Source organism: Amphritea balenae, assembly GCF_003858655.1.
Classification (GTDB): Bacteria; Pseudomonadota; Gammaproteobacteria; order Pseudomonadales; family Balneatricaceae; genus Amphritea; species Amphritea balenae.
Genome location: NZ_RQXV01000015.1, coordinates 1 through 25,939, shown reverse-complemented (window position 1 = coordinate 25,939; position 25,939 = coordinate 1). Strand labels below are relative to the sequence as shown.

General features: G+C 48.6%; 19 protein-coding genes and 2 tRNA genes. 3 read left to right on the top strand and 18 right to left on the bottom strand.

Annotation, left to right across the window (positions count from 1 at the left end; all coding sequences use genetic code 11):
• Positions 1-63 precede the first annotated feature (63 nt).
• The 15 genes from pnp to rlmE form a co-directional block, all read right to left on the bottom strand.
• Positions 64-2,169 carry a polyribonucleotide nucleotidyltransferase gene (gene pnp, locus EHS89_RS19535; protein ID WP_124927854.1) on the bottom strand — a complete coding sequence of 702 codons (2,106 nt, stop codon included), beginning with the start codon at positions 2,167-2,169 and terminating at the stop codon, positions 64-66.
• A 196-nt stretch (positions 2,170-2,365) separates the two neighbouring features.
• On the bottom strand, positions 2,366-2,635 hold the full coding sequence (gene rpsO, locus EHS89_RS19530; protein ID WP_124927853.1) for a 30S ribosomal protein S15: 270 nt from the start codon (positions 2,633-2,635) through the stop codon (positions 2,366-2,368).
• 134 nt (positions 2,636-2,769) lie between these two features.
• Positions 2,770-3,732, bottom strand: a complete 963-nt coding sequence (gene truB, locus EHS89_RS19525) for a tRNA pseudouridine(55) synthase TruB (protein WP_124927852.1) — start codon at positions 3,730-3,732, stop codon at positions 2,770-2,772.
• Positions 3,733-3,735: 3 nt separating this feature from the next.
• Complete coding sequence (gene rbfA, locus EHS89_RS19520) at positions 3,736-4,140, bottom strand: 30S ribosome-binding factor RbfA (protein WP_124927851.1); 405 nt, start codon at positions 4,138-4,140, stop codon at positions 3,736-3,738.
• A 14-nt stretch (positions 4,141-4,154) separates the two neighbouring features.
• Positions 4,155-6,692: a translation initiation factor IF-2 gene (gene infB, locus EHS89_RS19515; RefSeq protein ID WP_124927850.1), complete on the bottom strand. Its 2,538-nt coding sequence runs from the start codon at positions 6,690-6,692 to the stop codon at positions 4,155-4,157.
• A 23-nt stretch (positions 6,693-6,715) separates the two neighbouring features.
• The gene (gene nusA, locus EHS89_RS19510; protein ID WP_124927849.1) at positions 6,716-8,206 is read right to left on the bottom strand and encodes a transcription termination factor NusA; all 1,491 of its coding nucleotides are present in this window, start codon (positions 8,204-8,206) and stop codon (positions 6,716-6,718) included.
• 41 nt (positions 8,207-8,247) lie between these two features.
• Complete coding sequence (gene rimP, locus EHS89_RS19505; RefSeq protein WP_124927848.1) at positions 8,248-8,703, bottom strand: ribosome maturation factor RimP; 456 nt, start codon at positions 8,701-8,703, stop codon at positions 8,248-8,250.
• A 376-nt stretch (positions 8,704-9,079) separates the two neighbouring features.
• Positions 9,080-9,156 (bottom strand) — tRNA-Met (locus EHS89_RS19500).
• A 369-nt stretch (positions 9,157-9,525) separates the two neighbouring features.
• A tRNA-Leu gene (locus EHS89_RS19495) sits at positions 9,526-9,612 on the bottom strand.
• Between the two features lie 31 nt (positions 9,613-9,643).
• Positions 9,644-10,009 carry a preprotein translocase subunit SecG gene (secG, locus tag EHS89_RS19490; protein WP_124927847.1) on the bottom strand — a complete coding sequence of 122 codons (366 nt, stop codon included), beginning with the start codon at positions 10,007-10,009 and terminating at the stop codon, positions 9,644-9,646.
• A 12-nt stretch (positions 10,010-10,021) separates the two neighbouring features.
• Entirely contained in the window at positions 10,022-10,786 is a 765-nt protein-coding gene (gene tpiA, locus EHS89_RS19485; RefSeq protein ID WP_124927846.1) for a triose-phosphate isomerase, read from the bottom strand.
• A gap of 85 nt (positions 10,787-10,871) precedes the next feature.
• Positions 10,872-12,206 (bottom strand): phosphoglucosamine mutase, encoded by a 1,335-nt coding sequence (gene glmM / locus EHS89_RS19480; RefSeq protein ID WP_211340379.1) that lies wholly within the window; start codon positions 12,204-12,206, stop codon positions 10,872-10,874.
• Positions 12,199-13,071, bottom strand: a complete 873-nt coding sequence (gene folP / locus EHS89_RS19475; protein WP_229753798.1) for a dihydropteroate synthase — start codon at positions 13,069-13,071, stop codon at positions 12,199-12,201. The genes glmM and folP overlap by 8 nt, the downstream gene beginning before the upstream one ends.
• A gap of 89 nt (positions 13,072-13,160) precedes the next feature.
• Positions 13,161-15,146, bottom strand: a complete 1,986-nt coding sequence (gene ftsH / locus EHS89_RS19470) for an ATP-dependent zinc metalloprotease FtsH (RefSeq protein ID WP_124927925.1) — start codon at positions 15,144-15,146, stop codon at positions 13,161-13,163.
• Between the two features lie 89 nt (positions 15,147-15,235).
• The gene (gene rlmE / locus EHS89_RS19465; RefSeq protein WP_124927845.1) at positions 15,236-15,856 is read right to left on the bottom strand and encodes a 23S rRNA (uridine(2552)-2'-O)-methyltransferase RlmE; all 621 of its coding nucleotides are present in this window, start codon (positions 15,854-15,856) and stop codon (positions 15,236-15,238) included.
• 126 nt (positions 15,857-15,982) lie between these two features.
• Here rlmE and EHS89_RS19460 point away from each other — a divergent pair, with 126 nt between their 5' ends.
• Complete coding sequence (locus EHS89_RS19460) at positions 15,983-16,285, top strand: YhbY family RNA-binding protein (protein WP_124927844.1); 303 nt, start codon at positions 15,983-15,985, stop codon at positions 16,283-16,285.
• Between the two features lie 121 nt (positions 16,286-16,406).
• Here EHS89_RS19460 and greA read toward each other — a convergent pair whose 3' ends face one another.
• The 3 genes from greA to carA form a co-directional block, all read right to left on the bottom strand.
• Positions 16,407-16,883 carry a transcription elongation factor GreA gene (gene greA / locus EHS89_RS19455; protein ID WP_124927843.1) on the bottom strand — a complete coding sequence of 159 codons (477 nt, stop codon included), beginning with the start codon at positions 16,881-16,883 and terminating at the stop codon, positions 16,407-16,409.
• A 12-nt stretch (positions 16,884-16,895) separates the two neighbouring features.
• Positions 16,896-20,102: a carbamoyl-phosphate synthase large subunit gene (carB, locus tag EHS89_RS19450; protein ID WP_124927842.1), complete on the bottom strand. Its 3,207-nt coding sequence runs from the start codon at positions 20,100-20,102 to the stop codon at positions 16,896-16,898.
• 91 nt (positions 20,103-20,193) lie between these two features.
• Positions 20,194-21,330: a glutamine-hydrolyzing carbamoyl-phosphate synthase small subunit gene (carA, locus tag EHS89_RS19445; protein WP_124927841.1), complete on the bottom strand. Its 1,137-nt coding sequence runs from the start codon at positions 21,328-21,330 to the stop codon at positions 20,194-20,196.
• Between the two features lie 318 nt (positions 21,331-21,648).
• On the opposite strand from carA, the gene EHS89_RS19440 reads away from it, so the two are divergent.
• Together EHS89_RS19440 and EHS89_RS19435 are read left to right on the top strand one after the other, a co-directional pair.
• Positions 21,649-23,526: an alkaline phosphatase D family protein gene (locus tag EHS89_RS19440; protein ID WP_124927840.1), complete on the top strand. Its 1,878-nt coding sequence runs from the start codon at positions 21,649-21,651 to the stop codon at positions 23,524-23,526.
• Positions 23,527-23,636: 110 nt separating this feature from the next.
• Entirely contained in the window at positions 23,637-25,607 is a 1,971-nt protein-coding gene (locus EHS89_RS19435; protein ID WP_211340378.1) for a di-heme-cytochrome C peroxidase, read from the top strand.
• Positions 25,608-25,939 lie beyond the last annotated feature (332 nt).

Genomic DNA, 25,939 nt, shown 5'->3' with positions numbered 1-25,939 from the left:
TTTATTCTCTAAAAACAAAAAAGCCCCGCAGTGCGGGGCTTTTTTATAACGGAGAGTGAGCTATCACTCTACTGTTTCGTCCTGTTCCATATCACGCATAGTCAGCTTGATACGGCCACGTGGATCAACGTCCAGTACCTTAACCTTAACTACATCGTCCATCTTGATGTAATCAGTTACTTTCTCAATACGCTTGTTAGCGATCTGAGAGATGTGTACCAGACCATCTTTACCCGGCAGGATGTTAATGAACGCACCGAACTCTTCCAAGCGTACAACCTTACCTTCGTAGATCTTACCTACTTCAGCTTCAGCAGTGATCTCTTTAACGCGATCAGTTGCCAGCTTAGCAGCAGCCTTGTCAGCTGCGTAGATACGTACGATACCAGTATCTTCGATATCGATAGTCGCACCGGTCTCTTCAGTCAGCGCACGGATAGTTGCACCACCTTTACCGATAACGTCACGGATCTTCTCAGGGTTGATCTCGATCAGTGTCATTGCAGGCGCGTTGTCTGGCAGCTCTGGACGAGCGTAACCGATAACTTTCGCCATCTCTTTCAGGATGTGAGCACGCGCTTCGTATGCCTGCTCCAGTGCGATATCCATGATCTCTTCGGTAATACCGGTGATCTTGATATCCATCTGCAGTGCAGTAATACCTGCATCAGTACCGGCTACTTTAAAGTCCATGTCACCCAGGTGATCTTCGTCACCCAGGATGTCGGTCAGTACGGTGAAACGATCACCTTCTTTAACCAGACCCATTGCGATACCCGCAACTGGCGCCTTCAGAGGTACACCCGCATCCATCATAGACAGAGACGCACCACAAACAGAAGCCATAGAGCTTGAACCGTTAGATTCAGTGATCTCAGATACAACACGAATAGTGTAAGGGAAATCTTCCTGAGACGGCAGAACCGCTGCAACACCACGACGTGCCAGACGACCGTGACCAATCTCACGACGGCCAGCAGACATCATACGACCCGCTTCACCAACAGAGTATGGAGGGAAGTTGTAATGCAGCATGAATGGATCACGACGTTCGCCTTCCAGCGCATCGATGATCTGCTGATCACGGGCAGTACCCAGAGTACAAGTAACTACTGACTGAGTTTCACCACGGGTAAACAGTGAAGAACCGTGTGTACCGGTCAGTACATCGATCTCTACTTCGATTGGACGAACAGTCTTGCCGTCACGACCATCGATACGTGGCTGACCATCTACGATGCGACCACGAACAATCTCTTTTTCCAGTGAGCTAAAGATACCGGAAACTTCATCAGCAGAAGCCTGACCTTCTTCTTCGCCGCACAGTGCGTCAACCGCTTGTGTCTTCAACGTGCTCAGAGCAGCCTGACGCTGCATCTTGTCAGCAGTCTGGTAAGCTTCAGCAATACCTTCGCCAGCGACACCACGAACCTGCTCGATCAGCGTTTCGTTCTTTTCAGCAGGTGTCCACACCCACTTCTCTTTACCGGCTTCAGCGGTCAGCTCGTTGATCGCATTGATCACGGTCTGCATCTGCTGGTGTCCGTAAACAACCGCACCCAGCATCTCGTCTTCAGACAGTTCCTGAGCTTCAGATTCAACCATCAGAACCGCATCAGAAGTACCGGCAACAACCATGTCCAGCATGGAGCCTTCAAGTTCTTCAAACGTTGGGTTCAGGAAGTAACCCTGCTCTTCGGTATAACCAACACGTGCGCCACCGATTGGACCCTGGAATGGGATACCGGAGATAGACAGTGCTGCAGACGTACCGATCATCGCTGCGATATCTGGATCATTGATCTTGTCAGCAGACATAACAGTACAGATAACCTGTACTTCGTTCATGTAACCCTTAGGGAACAATGGACGAATTGGACGGTCGATCAGACGCGAGGTCAGTGTTTCTTTCTCAGATGGGCGTGCTTCACGCTTGAAGAAACCACCTGGGATACGACCAACAGCATAGTACTTCTGCTGATAGTGAACAGACAGCGGGAAGAAGTCCTGACCTGGACGGCCTTTCTTAGCGCCAACAACAGTACACAGAACCTGTACACCACCCATAGTTACCAGTACAGCACCAGTCGCCTGACGTGCAACACGTCCGGTTTCCAGCGTTACTTCATGCTTACCGTATTGAAAAGTCTTAGTAATTGCTTGTGGCACGATGTTATTCCTTACCTTGATGCAAAATTGAAATAACCTGTCTCGCCATACCGGCCTCTTTGTAGCCAGTACTCTGCTGGGCTCTGTTAGCAGAACTCACCAGAGTACAGGCTGGTTGGTATGTACGTTTACAGGTCTCTGTTTTTTACGCTCATAAAAGAACCGGGGTCATCAAAGATGACCCCGGAACATTATCTTAGCGACGCAGACCAAGACGCTTGATCAGATCAGCGTAACGGCTTACGTTTTTCTTCTTCAGGTAGTCCAGCAGCTTACGACGCTGGTTTACCATACGGATCAGACCGCGACGAGAATGGTGGTCGTGGATGTGACCCTTGAAGTGAGACTGCAGGCCAACGATGTTGTGTGTCAGCAGTGCAACTTGTACTTCTGGAGAACCAGTGTCGCCTTCAGCACGAGCGTAGTCAGCTACGATCTCAGCTTTCTTTTCAGCAGATAATGCCATTTTCAAAACTCCTAATATGAATATGCACACCACTTCAGTGGTGGTATTTAAAGTCGCGTTGGACCGAGCATATTTTCAGTACAACGTCAGATTGCCGGTGCCGCCTGAGCCACACCAGCAAATTCAAATAAAGGTTATTGTGTGCTCATCAGACGACGCGGCAATATATGCCCTTTTTCGTCGATCTCACCAATACCTAAAAAGCGCCCACTGTCCGCATCAATAATACGGATCAATGGCTCTGCAGGATTCTCCCCAGAAGGAAAATCCAACACCACCGTCTGCCCAAAACAGAGCGTACGGGTCTGGGATTCAGTTAACTGTACCTCTGGGGTATCAGCGACCGGACTCCAGGATGGCAATAATAACTCATCAAGACGCTTTTGTATGCTTTCCGGCTCAGCATCACTGCCCATATCTGCGACTAGCTGCTCTAAATCAGCCAATGGCATCATCTTGTCGGCCTTATAAGGGCCCGAGTCTAGTCGGCGCAGCATCTGAACATGTGCTCCACAGCCCAGCATTTCACCCATATCCTGCACTATTGAGCGAATATAAGTGCCTTTGCTGCAGCGAATATCCAGATCAACCTCATCACCGCGGAAATCCAGTACATCAATACTGTATACCGTGATCTGACGACTTTTCACTTCAACTTCTATGCCCTGACGCGCCAGCTTATAAAGCGGCTGACCATTATGCTTCAGGGCCGAAAACATTGAAGGAACCTGGGTAATCAGACCAGTAAACTGACTTTGCAACAGATCATCGATCTGCTCCAGGGTCAGATTTTCCGGCAGAGGACGTTCTTCAACAACCTGACCATCAGCATCACTGGTATCGGTGCGCTGGCCTAGTTTAGCGGTCGTGATATAACGCTTATCAGCGTTGAGCAGAAACTGTGAAAATTTGGTTGCCTCACCAAAGCAGAGCGGCAACATACCGGTCGCCAGTGGATCCAGCGCTCCGGTATGGCCTGCTTTAGCGGCACCATAGAGTCGTTTTACAATTTGTAGCGCCCGGTTTGACGATATTCCACCCGGCTTATCGAGCAGAAAGATACCGTTGACCGGCCGGCCTTTTGCCCGCCTTGCCAATGGTTATTCCCCGTCTTCCGAATCGCTGTCTGAACGACTGCTGTCATCCCGGTTAACCTGAATGATCAGATCATTCAAGCGACGTCCGCGATCAACACTTTCATCGAAATGAAAACGTAAGTGCGGCATCACCCGCAGTTTGATCTGGCGGGACAGTTGCCCACGCAGGAAGCCAGACGCGTTATTCAGAACCTTAAGGGATTCTTTAACAGCGGTCGCTTCATCTTTACCACCCATCGCCATGACAGTGACGTAAACATCAGCATAGCCAAGATCTTTGGCGATCTTGACGTAGCTGATAGTTACCATCCCCAGACGCGGGTCTTTTATCTCACGCTGGATAAGCTGGGCCAGATCCTTCTGGATCTGGTCAGCTACCCGTTGTGTACGGCTATAGTCTTTTGGCATGCTATCTCGTTAACTCAGAGTGTACGTGCAACTTCAATAGTATCAAAGACTTCGATCTGATCGCCGACTTTAACATCGTTGTAGTTCTTCACGCCGATACCACATTCCATACCCTGACGTACTTCAGCAACGTTGTCTTTAAAGCGACGCAGTGATTCCAGCTCGCCTTCATAGATTACAACGTTTTCACGCAGGACACGGATACGCTTGTTACGGAATACAGTACCCTCGGTAACCATACAACCGGCAACTGCGCCGATCTTAGGTGCACGGAATACATCACGTACTTCAGCAATACCAACGATCTCTTCTTTGAACTCAGGTGACAGCAGACCTGTCATCGCCTGTTTTACATCATCGATTACATCGTAGATTACGCTGTAGTAACGCAGCTCCATCTCTTCACGTTCGACGATTGCACGAGCCTGAGCATCAGCACGTACGTTGAAGCCAACCATAATAGAGCTGGATGCCAGCGCCAGGTTAGCATCAGTTTCGGCGATACCACCTACACCGCTACCAACGATGTTGACTTTAACTTCTTCAGTACTCAGATCAACCAGTGATGCTGACAGTGCTTCTAAAGAGCCACGTACGTCTGTTTTAAGAACGATGTTCAGCGTCTTAACTTCACCGGCCTGCATGTTTTCAAACAGGTTCTCAAGCTTAGCCTGCTGCTGACGCTGCAGTTTAATCTCGCGGTATTTGCCCTGACGGAACATTGCCACTTCACGGGCTTTCTTCTCGTTAGACACAACGGTGAACTCATCACCTGCACCCGGCGTACCATCAAGACCCAGGATTTCTACCGGGATAGACGGACCAGCGGACTTAACCGGTGCACCGTTCTCATCCAGCATGGCACGAACACGTCCATACTGCAGACCTGCCAGTACGATATCGCCCTGTTTCAGGGTACCGTTCTGAACCAGCAATGTTGCAACAGGACCACGGCCTTTATCAAGACGGGATTCAACTACTACACCACGACCAGCCGCATCAGGAACAGCTTTCAGTTCCAGCAGTTCTGATTGCAGCAGTACCGCATCCAGAAGCGCATCAATGCCTTCACCAGTCTTAGCAGAAACGTTAACAAACTGTACGTCACCACCCCAATCCTCTGGGATAACGTCGCGTTGTGCCAGCTCGTTTTTAACACGATCCGGATCCGCTTCTTCTTTATCGATCTTGTTAACCGCAATAACCAGCGGAACACCTGCCGATTTAGCATGGTTAACCGCTTCTTCTGTTTGCGGCATTACACCGTCATCAGCAGCAACTACCAGGATTACGATATCGGTCAGCTGAGCACCACGGGCACGCATTGCGGTAAACGCTGCGTGTCCAGGAGTATCCAGGAAGCTAACCATGCCATGGCCAGTTTCAACGTGGTATGCACCAATGTGCTGGGTAATACCACCGGACTCGCCTGCCGCAACGCGGGTTTCACGAATGTAATCCAGCAGCGATGTTTTACCGTGGTCTACGTGACCCATAACGGTAACAACCGGTGCACGCTCAACCTGATCACCAACGATCTCTTCACCGGTAGATGTTTCTACCAACTGATCTTCGACGGTATTCTCAGACATAGGCACAGCAGTGTGGCCCATCTCTTCAACAACCAGCGTAGCAGTGTCCTGATCGATAACTGAGTTGATGGTCGCCATAGCACCCATCTTAAACATTACCTTAATCAGGTCAGCGGCCTTAACCGACATTTTCTTCGCCAGATCAGCAACAGAGATTGACTCAGGAATTGATACTTCATGAATCACTGGTGCAGTTGGACGCTCAAACGCCTGAACGTTGGCGCTGGTCATCGCCTTCTGCGCTGGTTTGCCGCGACGATTATCACGACCGCCAGACTTATTACGGGACAGACGCTTATTATCTTTACGACCTGCTGCTGGCTTATCCTGGCTACGGAAATTCTTCTCGCGAGCAGGTTTCTTGTCCTGCTTAGCTGGAGCTGCAGGTGCTGCAGCTGGCTTATTACCCGTAGGCTTATTACCTGCTGGTTTGTTACCCGCAGGCTTAGCACTGGAAGGTCTGGCCGGTGCGGCTTTTTTAGCATTCGCATCGGTTTCACGCTTAGCCTTTGCTTTCGCTTCAGCAGCAGCCTTCTGGCGAGTTTCTTCACGCTGCTTTTGCTGCGCAGCCTGCAGATCATCATCACGACGTGACTGTTGCTTAAGCTCAGCACCTAATGCATCGGTTGCAGCAGGCTTAGCTGGCGCATCATCAACTTCAGAGCGCTTCACGTAAGTACGCTTCTTACGTACTTCTACGTTGATAGTTTTCTTACCTGACGCACCAGCCACTTTAAGCTGGCTTGTCGTTTTACGCTTCATGGTAATTTTCTTAGGCTCACCATCGGTTTTTTCACCGTGGCTACGCTTCAAATGATTCAGCAGTTTCTGACGCTCATCTTCGGTTACTGATGCTGCATCATTTTTGCCTGAAATACCTGCTTCTTTCATCTGCGTAAGCAAACGATCAACGGGAACGCCAACTACCTCGGCAAGTTGTTTTACACTGACTTCTGCCATCTGGATTAATCTCCTCCGTCGACTTATTCTTCGTCCGCAAACCATGGAGCGCGCGCAGTCATAATTAGCGCAGCAGCTTTTTCTTCATCCAGCTCGTCGATATCCAGCAGGTCGTCAACCGCCTGCTCAGCCAGATCTTCCATAGTTACGATACCTTTACTGGCTAATACAAAAGCCAGGTGACGCTCCATACCTTCCATTTCAAGCAGATCCTGAGCAGGTTCGACATTATCAAGAACCTCCTCACTCGCTATCGCCAGGTTTAACAGAGCATCTTTCGCGCGGGTGCGCAGCTCTTCGACGATATCTTCGTCGAAGCCATCAATTTCAAGCATTTCATCAGCCGGTACGTAAGCGACTTCTTCCAGAGAGGTAAAGCCTTCGTCAACCAGCACTTCTGCGACGTCATCATCAACGTCCAGATGCTTCATGAATACTTCAAGAATGGAACCGACTTCAGACTGCTGCTTTTCAGCGGCTTCATCTTCAGTCATTACATTCAGTTTCCACTCGGTCAGCTCAGAAGCCAAACGTACGTTCTGACCACTACGACCGATCGCCATTGCCAGATTTTCCTGAGCAACAGCAACATCCATAGAGCGGGAATCTTCATCAACTACGATCGAAGCAACTTCAGCCGGAGACATTGCATTCAGAACCAGCTGAGCCGGATTATCATCCCACAGGATAATATCAACACGCTCGCCGCCCAGTTCGTTAGAAACCGCCTGAACACGTGCGCCACGCATACCTACGCAAGCACCGACAGGGTCGATACGACCATCGTTAGTTTTAACGGCGATCTTAGCGCGGGAACCCGGATCACGGGCCGCTGCACGAATATCAATAACTTCTTCAGAGATCTCTGGTACTTCGATGCGGAACAGTTCGATCAGCATTTCAGGGCAGATACGGCTCATGACCAACTGAGGGCCACGGCCTTCAGTGCGAATCTCATGCAGCACTGCACGTACACGATCGCCCATACGGAACGCTTCACGTGGCAGAAGCTGATCACGCGGCAGTACCGCTTCAGCATTGTTACCCAAATCAACAATAATGTTGTCACGGGTTACTTTCTTAACCGTACCGGAGATCAGTTCACCCAGACGGCCGCTGTAAAGAGCAACCACTTTAGCGCGCTCTGCTTCACGTACTTTCTGAACGATAACCTGTTTTGCAGTCTGAGCAGCAATACGACCAAACTTAACAGACTCCACTTCTTCTTCGTGGATATCACCAGGCTGTAAGCTCGTATCAATCTCTTCAGCTTCTTCCATCGTCAGCTCAGTGCCAAGCATCGGCACCTCTTCATTGCTAACGACAGTCCAGCTACGATATGTGTCATAACCGCCAGTAGTACGATCGATAACCACGCGAATTTCCGCTTCTTCGTCGTAACGCTTCTTTGTTGCCGTTGCCAACGCTAGCTCAATTGCTTCAAAGATTACCTCTTTCGAGACATCCTTTTCGTTAGAAACCGCTTCTGCAACCAGTAGAATCTCTTTATTCATACAACTGCCCCAACCTCAAAATTCAATTCTTTTCTCTGCTCTCAGAACTGAGGAACAATGTTTGCTTTCTCTATATGGTCGATCGGTAACAGGTACTCTTCCTGATCGACAACCAGCACAACATCTTCATCTTCAATACCGTTCAGAACACCTTTAAATTTACGGCGTCCATCAAACGGCATCCGCAGTTTCAACTGCACAACATGTCCGATATATGCTTTATACTGTTCCAGGTTAAAAAGTGGACGATCCATCCCCGGTGAGGAAACCTCAAGGGTATATTCACCACTAATCGGATCCTCTACATCAAGGATACCGCTCACCTGACGACTGACTTTGGCGCAGTCTTCCACATCGATACCGTTTTCAGCATCGATATAGATCCGCAGCATGCTATGACGCCCTTGAGATACCATATCGATACCCCATAACTGATAGCCCAACGCCACAACGGACGGTTCAATCAGATCCTGTAACAAACTTAACTTTGCAGACACGCAAAAAACCTCTAAATGCACTTTTGATGCAAACAAAAAATGGGTCAAAGACCCATTCAACGTACGACCCTCTGGGCCGCAAGTACGAAAAAGCCCCTAAAAAGGGGCCAATCAACGTACTGCTTGATCGACAATTTCAGTAAATAAAACCGGATACTGAAATTGGAAAAGGTAAATCAGATAACTGATCAACCTCTGATATAAGCTAAAAAAACACAGTTAACTTATAACACTGCAGAGCACGTCAATTCGGCTCTGAGATTTCTGAAAAATGGTAGCGGAAGCCAGATAATAAATCTGCGATCTTCCGTTCTTTATGAGAGTTGGCATGACGCTTCTTTCTCATAACCTAAATTTCAAAAACATTTCCTGATAATGGTAGCGGGGGCCAGATTTGAACTGACGACCTTCGGGTTATGAGCCCGACGAGCTACCAGGCTGCTCCACCCCGCATCAGAAATCGGGGTGAATTATACTCCCAGCTGCTTCATAGTACAAGGACCGTACAACCTGATTTAACACTAACAAGCGATCATTCATGCCAGCCCACTTAAAAATTGCAAAAAGGTGCCGACCCGATACAGCTAAAACAACCAGCACCCAATCCTAAAGTAATACAACAACAGCTGCACCAGGCATAAAAAAAGCGCTCAAGTGAGCGCTTCTTAAATATGGTGCCGACAATCATACAGATTGGGCATTGGAGCCTGCGACAATGGTCCGCAGGACTTATTCGGAATTTTCAATTTCGAATAACCAACGCGGGGCGCAGTCCCGACGAGGCAAAACAAAAAAAGCGCTCAAGTGAGCGCTTCTTAAATATGGTGCCGAAGGCGGGACTTGAACCCGCACGACCATTAGGTCACCACCCCCTCAAGATGGCGTGTCTACCAATTCCACCACTTCGGCAATATTCGAGGTTTTACCCTAAGGTAAAATGTTACTCAGCAGGCGGTACGTCCGCATCACCTGCCGGCGCACTCTGTTCTTCCAGAACAGGTACCTGATCAACTTGTTCAGATGCGCTTTCAATCAGCTCTGCAGCTGGCACACCAGCATCAGTAACACTGGTTGCTTTTTCTTTCGCATAGACAGCCAGGATAAAACTGGTAATAAACAAACCAACTGCAACGACGCCTGTCATACGGCCCAGGAATGAACCTGTACCCTGACTGCCAAAAACAGTCTGAGATGCGCCAGCACCAAATGAAGCACCAGCTTCAGCACCTTTACCCTGCTGCAATAGCACCAGAGCAATTATGGCTGCAGCCAGCAGAACGTGTACAGCAAGAACCAGAGTTTCCATCTATTTATCCAATTACTTACGACTGTCTGCAGCAGCTGCGCAGATAGTCAGGAATTCGTCAGCTTTCAGAGATGCGCCGCCAATCAGGCCGCCATCAATATCCTGTTGAGCTAAAAGCTCTGCCGCATTAACGGCATTCATACTGCCACCATAAAGGATGGACATATTCTCAGCGACACTATCGTCACTCGCCGCCAGCTGCGCACGAATTGCTTTATGCACATCCTGAGCTTGCTGTGGCGTTGCGGTCAATCCGGTGCCAATGGCCCAGACCGGCTCATATGCTATTACAGCATTAGCCAGAGCAGCAATACCTACGCGTGCTAACACCGCTTCAACCTGGTTTGAAACAACGTTAATCGTTTCACCCGCTTCACGCTCTTCCAGTGTTTCACCAACACAAAGTACCGGAATCAGCTTAGCGTCTAACGTTGCTGCAACTTTTTCAGCGACCTGATTATCGGTCTCACCAAAAATGCTACGTCGCTCAGAGTGACCAATGATCACATATTCACAACCCAGATCCTGGAGCATTGCCAGTGACCACTCACCGGTAAAGGCCCCTTTAGGCTGTGCAGATACATTTTGCGCACCCACTGCAACTGGCGCATTGCCTAGTTGCTGCTTAACCTGAGCCAGATAAACTGCAGGAGGGCAAACCAGGGTCACCAGACCATCAACAGCATTAAGTCCTGCCGTTAGATTTTCCAACAAAGCCTTATTCGACTCAGTGGTACCATTCATTTTCCAGTTACCGGCGACTATCGTCTTACGCATAAGATCCTCTCCGTGCAAAGCGGCGCACATAGTACCCAGTTTCCAAAAAAGTTACAAGCTGATGCAGGCCGCTTGGGTCAAAATATTAGAGTGCGTTTTCGACCACCTGCACCAACTCCTGACAGAGCCCGGCAATCCAGTCAGCATCATCTCCTTCCACCATAACCCGTACCAGCGGTTCAGTACCCGAGGGTCTGAGCAAGACACGCCCCCGATTCCCCAGACGAGCTTCAACATCTGCTACCGCTGATTGAACCTCTGGCAACGAAATAACATCTTTTTTCTCTGTCAATCGAACGTTGATCATCTTCTGCGGCATCTTATTCATCGCCGACTTTAATTTGTGCAGTGATTCTCCGGTTTCAGCCATCGCTTTCAATACCTGCAGCGCAGCCACTACGCCATCGCCGGTTGAAGTCAGATGACGACAAACCAGATGGCCGGAGGATTCACCGCCAAGCTGCCAGTTATTATTTGCCAGCTCAGCCATAACATAACGATCGCCTACCTTAGCACGCACAAAAGGCACATCAGCCTTCAGCAAACCCTGCTCTAAGCCAAAGTTACTCATAAGGGTACCAACGACCCCCCCTTCCAGCTCACCTTTGCGGCGAAGCTCCATGGCGATAATAAACAGCAACTCATCACCATCAACCTGCTCACCTTTGTGGTCAACCATGATCAGACGATCGCCATCGCCATCCAGGGCTACACCAAGGTCAGCTTTTTCAGCAACAACAACGGTTTCCATCAACCGGGTAGAGGTCGCTCCGCAATCCTCATTGATGTTAAGACCATCAGGGGAAGAGGCGACTTCTATCACTTCGGCGCCCAGTTCACGAAATACCTTTGGCGCGATGTGATACGTAGCACCATTGGCGCAATCGACAACGATCTTCAAACCGCGCAGATTCAATTCACTGCCGACTGTGCCTTTACAAAATTCGATATAACGCCCGGCAGCATCATCAATACGACGCGCCTTACCCAGCTCCGCTGATTCAACGGTCGTCATCGCCATATCCATCTGAGCTTCGATCGCATGCTCTATATCATCTGGCAATTTAGTGCCTTGCTCAGAGAAAAATTTAATGCCGTTATCATAAAAAGGATTGTGTGAAGCACTGATCACGATACCGGCATTACAGTGAAAGGTGCGTGTCAGATAAGCGATGGCCGGCGTTGGCATTGGGCCAAGTAGCAACACATCAACGCCCGCTGCAGCTAAACCCGCCTCAAGCGCCGACTCAAACATATATCCGGATATACGTGTATCTTTACCGATAATAATTTTACTACGCCCTTCCCGGGCGAAGACCTTACCTGCGGCCCAGCCCAGCTTCAGCATAAAGTCTGGTGTAATGGGGGCAGTACCTACTTTGCCGCGTATACCGTCAGTACCAAAGTAACGTTTAGTCATTATTAATTCTTCCTTCATTCAATACAGCTTCTGTCATACGGACTACATCCACTGTGTCCTTAACATCATGCACCCGAAATAACTGCGCACCCTTTTGCACGCCAATCGCAACCGTTGCCAAGCCACCTGCCAGCCTGTCATCGACTGAACGATTTAACAGATGATCAATCATACTTTTCCGCGAGGTGCCTACTAACTGCGGCACACCCAGTTTATGCAACCGATCCAGGTTATTCAGCAAACGTAAGTTATGCTCCAGCGTTTTACCGAAACCGAAGCCCGGATCTACTATTATCTGATCATGACCGATACCTGCAGCAACACAGTCTCTGATACGCTGCTCAAGAAAGCCGTAGACGTCATCCAGCACATCATCGTACTCTGGCGCATTCTGCATAGTTGCCGGGCTGCCCTGCATATGCATGACACATACAGGCAAACCTGTCGTCGCAGCAGCACCTAAAGCCCCTTCACGGCCCAACGCACGCACATCGTTGATCAGACCGGCTCCCAAACCTGCCGCTTCCAGGATAAGCTCCGGCGAACTGGTATCGACCGAGATAATCGCATCAACTTCAGCATTCAGACGCTCTACAACAGGCAATACCCGATCCATCTCTTCCTGTAACGCAACAGGCGTTGCTCCCGGCCGGGTTGATTCGCCCCCCACATCAATGATAGCTGCGCCATCAGAGACCATCTGCAAGGCACGCTGAATCGCCTGATCTACACAGAGGGAACTGGCATCATACAGCGCTCCTCCATCGGAGAATGAGTCTGGAGTCACGTTTAGAATCCCCATTACCTGAGGCCGGCTAAGATCGAGAGTACGTGAACCAAAACGGAAGGCAGAAAAGTCAGTCACAGCAGTTCCTGTCAGCTAAATAATCTATAAAAAAGCCGGTCACTGGACCGGCCTTAACATATTATAACCAAGCAGATTACAACAAACTATCAGTGTAAGTTCTGATCTGGTGCATCCGGATCTTTATCGGAAGGACCGCTTTCAGATGAGTCCTTTTCAGAAGAACTTTCATCTGAATCATCCAGATCAAACTCTTCTGAATCAGAATCAGTCTGAGCTTTAGCTTCCTCTTCAGCAGCCTTGCTATCACTTTCTTCCCAACCATCAGGAGCAGAGACCGGCGCCCGATCCATCAACTGATCAATTTGACCACTATCAATAGTTTCGTACTTCATCAGTGCCTGAGTCATATCTTCGAGGATGTCCCGGTTATCTTCCAGCATCTGATGTGCCTTGGCATAACACTCATCGATGATACGACGGGTCTCAGTATCAATTTTCTGCTGAATTTCTTCAGACATAGTCTTAGCCGGCTGACCATAACCGCGATTAAACGGATCCTGCTCTTCATCATCATATAGCAGTGGTCCCATCTCCTCAGACAGACCCCATCGAGCAACCATATTACGCGCCAGACTTGTCGCCCGTTGGATATCGTTGGATGCCCCGGTAGTAACACCATCCTTACCCAGCGTCATCTCTTCAGCGATACGGCCACCATACAGACTACAGATATTAGCAATCAGCATTTTACGGCTGTGGCTATAGCGGTCTTCTTCAGGCAGGAACATGGTCACACCCAAAGCACGGCCACGAGGAATAATAGATACTTTATATACCGGATCATGTTCTGGCATCAGACGACCAACAATGGCATGACCTGATTCATGGTACGCAGTGTTCAGTCGCTCTTCGTAAGACATCACCATCGACTTACGTTCGGCACCCATCATGATCTTATCTTTCGCGCGCTCAAACTGCTCCATACCGACTGTACGCTTACTGGAACGGGCAGCAAACAGCGCCGCTTCGTTAACCAGGTTGGCAAGATCGGCACCGGAGAAACCAGGTGTACCCCGGGCAATAAGCTCCGGTTTAACATCATCACCCAGTGGCACTTTACGCATATGTACTTTCAGGATCTGTTCACGTCCACGGATATCGGGCAGACCTACATGCACCTGACGGTCAAACCGGCCGGGACGCAACAGTGCCGGATCAAGTACATCCGGACGGTTTGTCGCGGCGATAACGATAACACCCTCGGTGCCCTCGAAGCCGTCCATCTCAACCAGTAACTGGTTAAGCGTCTGCTCACGCTCATCATTACCACCACCCATACCAACACCACGATGACGGCCTACCGCATCGATCTCATCGATAAAGATAATACAAGGTGCATTTTTCTTAGCTTGTTCAAACATATCCCGAACACGGGATGCACCCACACCAACAAACATCTCAACAAAGTCAGAACCGGAAATAGTAAAGAACGGTACTTTTGCCTCACCGGCAATTGCTTTTGCAAGCAGCGTTTTACCCGTACCCGGGTTACCTGCCATCAGGACACCGCGTGGAATATGACCACCCAGGCGCTGAAACTTGCCAGGATCACGCAGATAATCAACCAGCTCTTTTACTTCTTCTTTCGCTTCTTCGACACCAGCAACATCGTCAAAGGTGGTCTTGATCTGGTCCTGCCCCATCATCCGCGCCTTGGACTTACCAAAGGACATCGGGCCGCCTTTGCCGCCTCCGCCGCCCTGCATCTGACGCATAAAGAACATAAAGATCGCCAGAATGATCAGAATCGGAAAGCTGGCAACCAGCAACTGAGTCCAGACACTCTGCTTCTCTGGCTGCTTACCTTCAATGACCACGTTGTGGTTATACAGGTCTTCAACCAGTTTTGGATCCTGTAGCGCAGGTCGAACCGTTTCAAAGTGCTCGCCATTAATGCGCTCACCCTCGATGGTATAACCTTCGATCACGACACGGCGGACACGATCTTCTTTCACTTCAGTAATAAATTCTGAATAGGTAAGGTTCTGCGATGTACCTTCGCTATTAAAATTATTGAAAACGGTCAACAAAACTGCCGCTATCACAAGCCACAGGACCAGATTCTTTGCCATATCGTTCAAAGGAAAACCCTCTGTTTACTCAAAATTAGTGTCCGCATTAAGGCAGACAAAGCTACAGTAGTTACACCGTATTGACCATATCAGGGACGGAAATTTCGTCCAATCAGATACACTTCCCGCGAACGAGCCCGGGATGAGTCAGGCTTACGCGTATAAACTTTAGAAAAGCTATTGCGCATATCATCCATATACTCATCGAATCCTTCACCCTGAAATACCTTGGCGACGAAGTCACCGCCGGGGCGCAGAACCTGACGAGCCATATCCAGCGCCAGTTCGACCAGATACATAGCGGCCGGCTGATCTACAGCACTCATACCACTCATATTGGGGGCCATATCGGAAATTACAAGGTCTGCAAGCTCATCACCTAAAGTTTGCAGTATTTCATTCAATACCGACTCTTCCGTAAAATCGCCCTGCACAAACTGCACACCGGGCAACGGATCCATAGGCAGTATATCAGAAGATACTACTCGCCCATGATCACCGACCATTTCAGCAGCAACCTGAGACCAGCCTCCAGGCGCAGCCCCCAGGTCAACCAGGGTCATGCCTGGCTTTATCAGCTTATCCTTCTCATTGAGCTCTTGCAGCTTAAAACTGGCCCGAGAACGATAGCCCAACTCCTTAGATTTTTTCACATACTGATCGTCGTGATGTTCCTGCAGCCAACGACCGCTGCTCTTTGATCTTGCCACTAACGCATAACTCCATCCGGAATTTGAGCCAATGCCTACTTTCTGCACCGTAACTCAGGTAAAATCGTTTTATTATGATTCTGAGCGGATCTGCCGCTCCCAAATTTAAAGGCTAAGTATTTTAGTATGAGCTTAACCCCTACGCAAAAAAAGCAGTTCCGTTCTATTGGCCACGGCCTGAACCCAATCATCTCTGTTGCCGGCAACGGCCTGAGTGAAAACATCCTGCTGGAAGCCGATCGCGCTCTTGAAGACCACGAACTTATCAAAGTTAAGTTCGCTGTGGGCAGCCGCGATGTCAAAAAACAGATGATTCAGGAACTGGCTAAGATAGTTGAAGCAACTATTGTTCAGGAAATCGGCAATATCGCCCTGCTCTATCGTGCCGCTAAAAACCCAGATCCAAAACTTTCTAACCTGTTGCGCTAAAAGCAGATAAGTTAATAGCAGCTACACTATTAACAAAGAGTTAGATCGTTTTTATCCGATCAGTTCCAATCTTCAGTAAATAAAAAACCGCCGTACGGCGGTTTTTTTGTCATTACAATTATCAGATATGCTGGACCTGATCGATCTCGTACTCAACACCGCCATTAGGTGTTTGTACTACAGCCACATCACCCTCTTCTTTGCCGATTAAAGCACGGGCAATAGGTGAGCTGACAGAGATCTTGCCATTCTTGATATCCGCTTCGTCATCACCCACTATCTGGTAACACACCGTATCATCAGTATCCAGGTTGATAATTTCAACCGTGGTACCGAAAATAACTTTTCCACTGTGTGGAATTTGCGTCACATCGATAACCTGAGCAGAGCCCAACTTACCTTCAAGTTCCTGAATACGGCCTTCGATAAAGCCCTGCTGCTCACGGGCAGCATGGTATTCAGCATTCTCTTTCAGATCACCGTGCTCACGCGCCTCAGCGATAGAAGCAATGACGGTAGGACGCTGAACGGTCTTAAGATCGTCCAGTTCCTCACGCAGTGCTTTCTCTCCCTTGACTGTCATTGGGAATTTTTGCATTACTTCAGTTCCTTAGTGCAGGTCTTGCAGACGACGAACAACTTTCTCTTCGCCATACTTCATTGCCATAGTCGTTGCATCAGCACCCGCCAGCGTCGTGCTGTATGGTACTTTATGCTGCAATGCTGAACGACGAATCTCTGCAGAATCGGCAATCGCTTTACGACCTTCAGTCGTATTAATTACATAGGCGATTTCATCGTTCTTCAGCATATCAACGATATTCGGACGACCTTCCATCACCTTGTTGACTACGCTAACCGCCAAGCCCTGCTCCTCAAGCAACGTTGCAGTGCCACGGGTGGCAACCAGCGTGAAGCCCAGATCAATCAGATCACGGGCAACAGGTAAGATACCCTGCTTATCCACTTCACGAACAGAGATAAACGCCTTACCTTTAGCCGGCATGCTTTCGCCTGCACCCTTCTGAGCTTTCATAAAGGCTTCGCCGAACGTTTCACCAACACCCATCACTTCACCGGTAGACTTCATCTCCGGAGACAGTATAGGGTCAACACCCTGGAACTTATTGAAAGGGAATACCGCTTCCTTAACGTTAAACAGGGTCGGTACAATCTCTTCAGTAAAGCCCAGCTCTTTCAGCGTTTTACCGGTCATCACCTGAGCGCCGATCTTAGCCAGAGACACACCGATACACTTAGAAACAAAAGGCACAGTACGGGAAGCACGTGGATTCACTTCGATCACGTAGATCTCACCATCCTGGTATGCCAGCTGAGTATTCATCAGACCAACAACGCCCAGTTCCAGCGCCATCTTCTTGACCTGCTCACGCATCTCATCCTGCACATCAGCAGGCAGACTATAAGGCGGCAGAGAACATGCAGAGTCACCGGAGTGAACACCCGCTTGCTCGATATGCTGCATGATTGCCCCGATCACAACAGTTTCACCGTCGGATACTGCATCGATATCAACTTCTACGGCAGCATTCAGGAAGTGATCCAACAATACTGGCGCGTCATGGGAAACCTGTACTGCAGTATTCATATACTGACGCAGTTCAGATTCTTTATAAACAATCTCCATCGCACGACCACCCAACACGTAAGATGGACGCACAACCAGTGGGTAACCCAGCTTCTCAGCCTCAATTACCGCTTCTTCCAGGGACCGTACAGTTGCGTTCTCTGGCTGCTTAAGGCCCAGACGCTTCAACATCTGCTGGAACTGCTCACGATCTTCTGCACGGTCGATAGCTTCTGGAGAAGTACCGATAATTGGAACACCCGCTTGCTCCAGAGCCAATGCCAGTTTCAGAGGTGTTTGACCACCATACTGAACAATAACACCCTTAGGCTTTTCAACATCGACGATTTCCAGTACATCTTCCAGGGTAATCGGCTCGAAGTACAAGCGATCAGAGATATCATAATCGGTAGAAACTGTCTCAGGGTTACAGTTAACCATGATTGTCTCAAAACCATCTTCACGCGCGGCTAACGCTGCATGTACACAGCAGTAGTCAAACTCAATACCCTGACCGATACGGTTAGGACCACCACCGATAACCATGATCTTGTCACGATTAGATGGATTTGCCTCGCACTCTTCTTCATAAGTGGAGTACATGTAAGCAGTATCAGTTGAAAATTCTGCCGCACAAGTATCAACCCGTTTGTAGACAGGACGAATCTCAAGCTTCTGACGATGCTTGCGAACCTGCTTCTCGGACACACCCAGCAAAGCAGCCAGACGCGTATCGGAGAAACCTTTACGCTTAAGTCGGAACAGGCTGTCTTTATTCAACTCAGACAGCGCCATTTCAGAAACACGCTGCTCATCTTTGATGATATCTTCAACCTGTACCAGGAACCACGGATCAATACCGGAGATCTCGTACAGTTCTTCTACAGTCATACCCATGCGGAACGCATCACCCAGATACCAGATACGTTCTGCACCAGGCTGTTTCATCTCATGAATAATATCGGCACGCGCATCTTCACTTTCAAGATCGACGATAGGATCAAAACCGGAGACACCAACTTCCAGGCCACGCAATGCCTTTTGCAAAGATTCCTGTTGGGTACGGCCAATAGCCATAACTTCACCAACGGACTTCATCTGCGTTGTCAGACGGTCATTCGCCTGCGGGAATTTTTCAAACGTGAAACGAGGTATTTTTGTAACAACGTAATCGATAGCTGGCTCGAATGAAGCAGGTGTCGCACCACCGGTAATATCGTTCTGCAGCTCATCCAGAGTAAAACCGATAGCCAGCTTTGCAGCAACTTTAGCAATTGGGAAACCAGTCGCTTTAGAAGCCAGAGCAGAAGAACGGGATACCCTTGGGTTCATCTCAATGATGACAAAACGACCAGTCTTCGGACACTGTCCAAACTGAACGTTAGAACCACCCGTTTCAACACCAATTTCACGCAGCACTGCCAGAGAGGCGTCGCGCATAAACTGATATTCTTTATCAGTCAGAGTCTGAGCCGGAGCGACAGTGATAGAATCGCCGGTATGCACGCCCATCGCATCGAAGTTCTCGATAGAACAGATGATGATGCAGTTGTCGTTGGTATCACGTACAACTTCCATCTCGTATTCTTTCCAACCGATCAGTGATTCATCAATCAGTAGTTCGCTGGTCGGCGACAGATCCAGACCGCGTTCGCAGATTTCGATGAACTCTTCTTTGTTGTATGCGATACCACCACCGGTACCACCCATAGTAAAGGATGGACGGATGATACAAGGGAAGCCGAGCTGCACCTGTACCTGCAGTGCTTCTTCCATGCTATGCGCAATAGACGCACGAGGACATTCCAGACCGATGGACTTCATCGCTTGGTCAAAGCGAGCACGATCTTCAGCTTTATCAATAGTATCGGCATTAGCACCGATCATCTCTACGCCAAATTGCTCCAGCACACCTTCACGCTCAAGGTCCAGCGCACAGTTCAGAGCAGTCTGACCACCCATAGTCGGCAACAAAGCGTCCGGGCGTTCTTTTTCAATAATTTTAGCGACAGTGGCCCACTGAATCGGTTCGATATAAGTGGAATCCGCCATTGACGGATCGGTCATAATGGTCGCTGGATTAGAGTTCACCAGAATAACGCGATAGCCTTCTTCGCGCAGAGCTTTACAGGCCTGGGCACCGGAGTAGTCAAACTCACAGGCCTGACCGATAACGATAGGACCCGCACCGAGGATCAGAATACTTTGTATGTCCGTACGTTTTGGCATGTGTAAATAACCGATCGAAATTAATTAATTCTTTAACACTGCCCGGGAATATCTCACCGGGCAGTACGCATGGGTCTCAACTGGCCCGTCGTTACGCTTTACGTGCTTCAATAGCACTAACAAAACGGTCAAACAACGGTGCTACGTCACGCGGACCTGGACTCGCTTCAGGGTGTCCCTGGAAGCTGAAGGCAGAACGATCCGTACGCTCAATACCCTGCAGAGTACCATCAAATAAAGACTTGTGAGTCGCACGCAATGTTTCAGGCATTGATGTTTCATCAACCGCAAAACCGTGGTTCTGGCTGGTAATCATTACCTGTTTGTTATCTAAATCCTGTACCGGATGGTTAGCACCATGATGACCGTGTTTCATTTTCATGGTTGTCGCACCGGAGGCCAGCGCCAACAGCTGATGGCCCAGACAGATACCAAACACAGGCAGATCTGTTTTACAGATTTCCTGTATCGCTTCGATTGCGTAATCACAAGGCTCCGGATCACCAGGGCCATTGGACAGGAACACGCCATCAGGATTCAAAGCCAGCACATCCGCCGCTGGTGTTTTCGCAGGCACAACCGTCAGACGGCAACCGCGTTCAACCAGCATCCGCAGGATATTGCTTTTAACGCCGTAATCATAGGCAACAACGTGATGCGGTAAGTCGCCATCTGCGATATCCACATGACCTTTAACCGGATCCCAGGCTGTAGAAGTCCACTGGTACTGTTCAGAGGTGGTAACCTCTTTCGCCAGATCCATACCCTTCAGACCAGGGAAGCCTTTCGCAGCAGCCAAAGCGGCCTCTTCACTGATATCATCACCGGCCATAACGCAGCCAGAGAGAGAGCCTTTTTCCCGTAAAATACGAGTCAGACGACGGGTATCTATATCAGCGATACCAACGATATTATTCGCTTTCAGGTACTCATCCAGAGACTGCTCGTTACGCCAGTTACTGGCGACCAGAGGCAGATCCCGGATCACAAGACCCGCAACCCATGTTTTAGAGGATTCAGCATCCTCTTTATTTGTTCCCACGTTACCGATGTGTGGATAAGTCAGGGTTACTATCTGACGGCAATATGATGGATCCGTCAGAATCTCCTGATAACCAGTCATGGATGTGTTAAAAACTACTTCACCGCTGGACTGGCCATCCGCGCCAATCGCTAATCCCCGGAAGATACTACCGTCTTCAAGGGCCAGAATGGCTGGTCTTGTCAAATCAACCTCCCCGCTTAGAGCGCAAAATCTAAACAGAATTAATAAACTTAAGTTGCAAAAAAGCGAGGTAGAACAAAATGCCCACCTCGCTTTTCTGTAGAGAATTCTTTATACGTTGCATTTCTTGCATGCAAAACGGCGACATTTTAGATCATATTGCCACCATTGTCTATGTCGAAGACCACCCAATCCGGGTAATCCCACTCGCATAGATTCAGCAATAAATTCAACAGCAGGCAGGCTTGTGTTAATCATTTGTACAGAATTATCTGTTAAGGTACGGCCAGCACATTAACCGAAAAAATTATTCGCTTATATATGACAGACTTACCTCTTTTACTCGCTGGACCTATCGTACGACGCTTCACCGATCAGAAGCTTTATCTATGGTTAGTAACCAGCCAATGCATCGATTTTAATTCTGAAATTTATATCGATGGAAATAAACAATCTATAAAACTTGATTCACATTCAGTGAAAGTCGGTGAAAAAGCTTTTACTTATTTGCTACAAATCGACTTTGTCATTCCACTTACTCCCGGAGATATCCTCACCTATGATCTGACGCTGAATACTGATAACAACAGCCTCAGTCTAAGTGAAGAATTCCCTGAACTGCTTTATCCCGGTGAATCTGAGTTTACGCTCTGCTATCAGCCACATCTGAATTCCGTACTACATGGCTCTTGTCGTAAGCCCCACCATCCGGGCACCGATGCATTAACTACCGCCGATCGGCGCTTAAGCAATACCACTCCGGCACAAAGACCCGCACTACTGATTATGTCTGGCGATCAAATCTATGCGGACGATGTTGCCGGACCGATGCTTCAAGCCATTCATCAGACTATCGCTTTGCTTGGCCTACCCGACGAACAACTACCGACCGGCAACATTAAAAACTCATCTGAACTCTACCTGCATCAAAATAGTTACTATGCACGCGAACAACTGTTACCCGATGACAAACCCGCAGCTGACGCGCTTAAAAAGCTATTTCGCGGCGTACGTAAACCGATATTTACCAGTGATTCAGCCCACAATCATCTGATCACTTTTGCTGAAGTCTTTGCCATGTACCTGCTCGTCTGGTCGCCTGCATTATGGCGCTACGTAGAGCTTGATCCAGACTCCCGAATTCCGGTGGCAAAAAGAGAGCTCTATCTAAAGGAACAACAAGAGATAGAACAGTTCGCAAACAATCTGGATCAGATTCAGCGATTACTGGCCCACATACCCAGCTATATGATGTTTGATGATCATGATGTCACCGACGACTGGAACCTTACCCGGGGCTGGGAAGAGACAGCATACAGCAACCCCTTTGCTCGACAGATGTTAGGCAATGCCTTGATTGGATACTGGCTCTGCCAGGGCTGGGGCAATAATCCACAGGCATTTGCAGAAGAGTGGCCACAGAATGTATCTGAAACGCTCTCAACAATGCAGGCAGATCAGCACCAAAACCTGATTAGCCAAATACTCGACTTTGATCAATGGCATTACACGGTGCCAACGTCACCCAAACTAATAGCTCTGGACACCCGCACGCGTCGCTGGCGCTCAGAAAGCGATCCCAACAAACCTTCAGGCCTGATGGACTGGGAAGCTTTATCAGAGTTACAAAATGAGCTGATAGATGAGCAGTCCGTGCTACTGATATCCCCCGCACCAATATTCGGGGTTAAATTAATTGAATCAATTCAAAGGATATTTACTTACTTTGGCAAACCACTCATCGTAGATGCCGAAAACTGGATGGCCCATCCAGGTTCAGCCAACGTCATTCTCAATATCTTTCAACACCCGAAAACGCCTGAAAACTTCATTATTCTCTCTGGTGATGTGCACTATTCATTCGCATACGATATTCAGCTACGTTCACGCACATCAAGCCCAGATATCTGGCAGATAACCTGTAGCGGCATCAAAAATGAATTTCCGGCTAAACTAATTCGCTGGTTTGATCGACTTAACAGCCTACTTTATGGCTCGAAATCACCGCTTAACTGGTTTACCAAACGTCGTCGAATGCGAATCCGCGCGCGTCGTGTATCAACGCACCCCGATCATAGAATCAGCCTGGGTAATGGAATAGGCTACCTGGAACTGAGCCTGTCAGGCAGACCCGAAAAAATTGAGGTCTGGATGGATAGGAAAGAGGTAAAATTTATCACCAAACAGAGATCAACCTAAAACTACCAGAGCAACAAATAAAAACTGACACAACTTGACGCCATGTACTGCTGGACTAGTTTAGTAATATCGCAGTACCGAATAATGTTACTTCCAGGGACGGAAACACAATGGCTAATTACACAGCAACCTCTTTTCTCTCTCGCTTTACCCGTTCAAAAGTGACATGGCTATCATTGCTAGCTGTCATAATCCTCAGCATTTTTATCATCAGTAAAATCCATACCGCTATTGCCAGCCTGGAATATGGATTAACACCACCCGAATTACCTGATTATCGACCTGCTGAACAGATAGCCCTCAACACAGATGGTTGGAAACAAGACTCAGCATGGTTTCAGCATGCCTCTCAGGGGACAGCTACATTACCGATACCTTATAACTGGTTAATGGCACTGGAAGAGCCAAAGTTTTCTCCATGGTTGATTTTCTGGGGTGAAGAAGAACTCTACACCGGTGATTACTTACTCAGGCATGGTTTTATTAAACAAACCGCCACCAGTGGGAACCCTGACGCACTACCCATCGGATTAGCCACTACCCCCAGCATCTATTTTCCCGGCATCAATCGCAAATCAACCGCTATCGGTTTCAGCTGCGCCGCCTGTCACACTGGGCAACTACTTTTTCAAGGTAAACGCTATATCATCGATGGCGGTGCCGCCATGACCGATTTGGGTCTGTTGACGAAATCATTAGGAGCAGCATTCGGCCAAACTGTACTTTCCAGTCAATTCCCTCTGTTCAATGGTCGCTTTGATCGCTTTGCGCAACGCGTCCTTGGCCTAAATGACAATATCCTAACCCGCAACCAGCTCAAGCAAGAGCTCAGCGCAACCTTACGCTATCTGGCGAAAAATAGTGATGTCATCAATGTCACCGAAGGATTCACTCGCCTGGATGCACTCAACAGAATCGGCAACCAAGTATTCGATACCGCCCTCAATCGTTCTGCAAATTACAGTGCGATTGACGCCCCGGTCAATTTCCCCCATATATGGACTACTTCCTGGTTTAACTGGGTCCAATATGACGGTTCCATCATGCAGCCTTTAATCAGAAATGCTGGCGAAGCACTTGGTGTTGAAGCCTATGTCGATACCACAGGACCTGATTCCCAGCGCTTTGCTTCTTCAATTAACTACCACAATCTGATCGAAATTGAAGAGTGGCTGGCTGGAAAACATCCTCGCCAACAGCAGAAATTCAATGGCCTTAGAGCTCCACAATGGCCCGCCAGTTTTCCAACCATCGACCATCAATTAAAAACACAAGGCGAAAATATTTATCGTGAACATTGCCAAGACTGCCACCTGCCTCCCGTTTCTTCAGAGCTATTTTGGACGGATAAATACTGGAAGAAAATCAAATATATAGAAAACGGCGAGAAAAAAACGACTGAGCAGACTTACTTGAAACTTAACATTATCCCACAAGAGAAGATCAGAACCGACCCAGCCCAAGCCCTCATCTTAGCTAAGAGAACCGTTGATACCACCGGCCTTAATTTAGACACTAATATCTGTACACCTCTGAATGAACAGCTCAATTTCGTTACCTTCAGAGACAGTGCAACCTCGAGCTTTGCACTGGCATTAGGCGCTTTTGTCCAGAGAACTAATCTACAGTGGTTTAAACAAAGCTTCACGGATGAATCTCAAATCAACCGCTTGGAGGGCAGTCGGCCAAACTGTCTACAAGCAGGCCAAGGCTACAAAGCCAGACCACTGAATGGCGCCTGGGCAACAGCCCCCTTCCTACACAACGGCTCTATTGCAACCATCTATGACCTGCTCTCAACCCAGGAGGAACGCCCTGAAGTAATTCAACTAGGCAATCAGGAATTTGATCCTGAACGGCTAGGCATCATACAGCCCAATGATAAGCTTAACTGTATAGATGTTACACAAGACAAGCATTCTAACTATGATGATGGGCTCTTCCTATTGAACACATGCATCGATGGGAACCGTAATACTGGCCACATTTTTGATGACAACCCAGCGGCTCTAGGCAAGATAGGCCCGAAGCTCTCACATGAACAGAAAATGGCCCTTATTGAGTACCTAAAGACAATCTAGTAGCAACCACGCTAAGGTTGATGATTATGTAAGCCTTAACCCGACCACATTTAAGAGCTGTCCACCACAGAGAACACAGAGAATAAGAATCGCAACCTTTCGCGGCTCAAAGCATTACCGGACAAGTTGCGAAGCAACGTTCGGACAAATGCAATGATCGGACACAGCGCACAGCGCTAATCGGACTAGCGAAGCGACCGCTTTTATATCGGACAAGTAGCGCAGCTACGATCGGACAAGCAAAGCGCTCGGACGTGGCATAGCCACATCGGACTTCGGCACTTAAGATCGGACAAGCAGACGTAGCCTGCGTTCTGAAACGAAAAAACCCC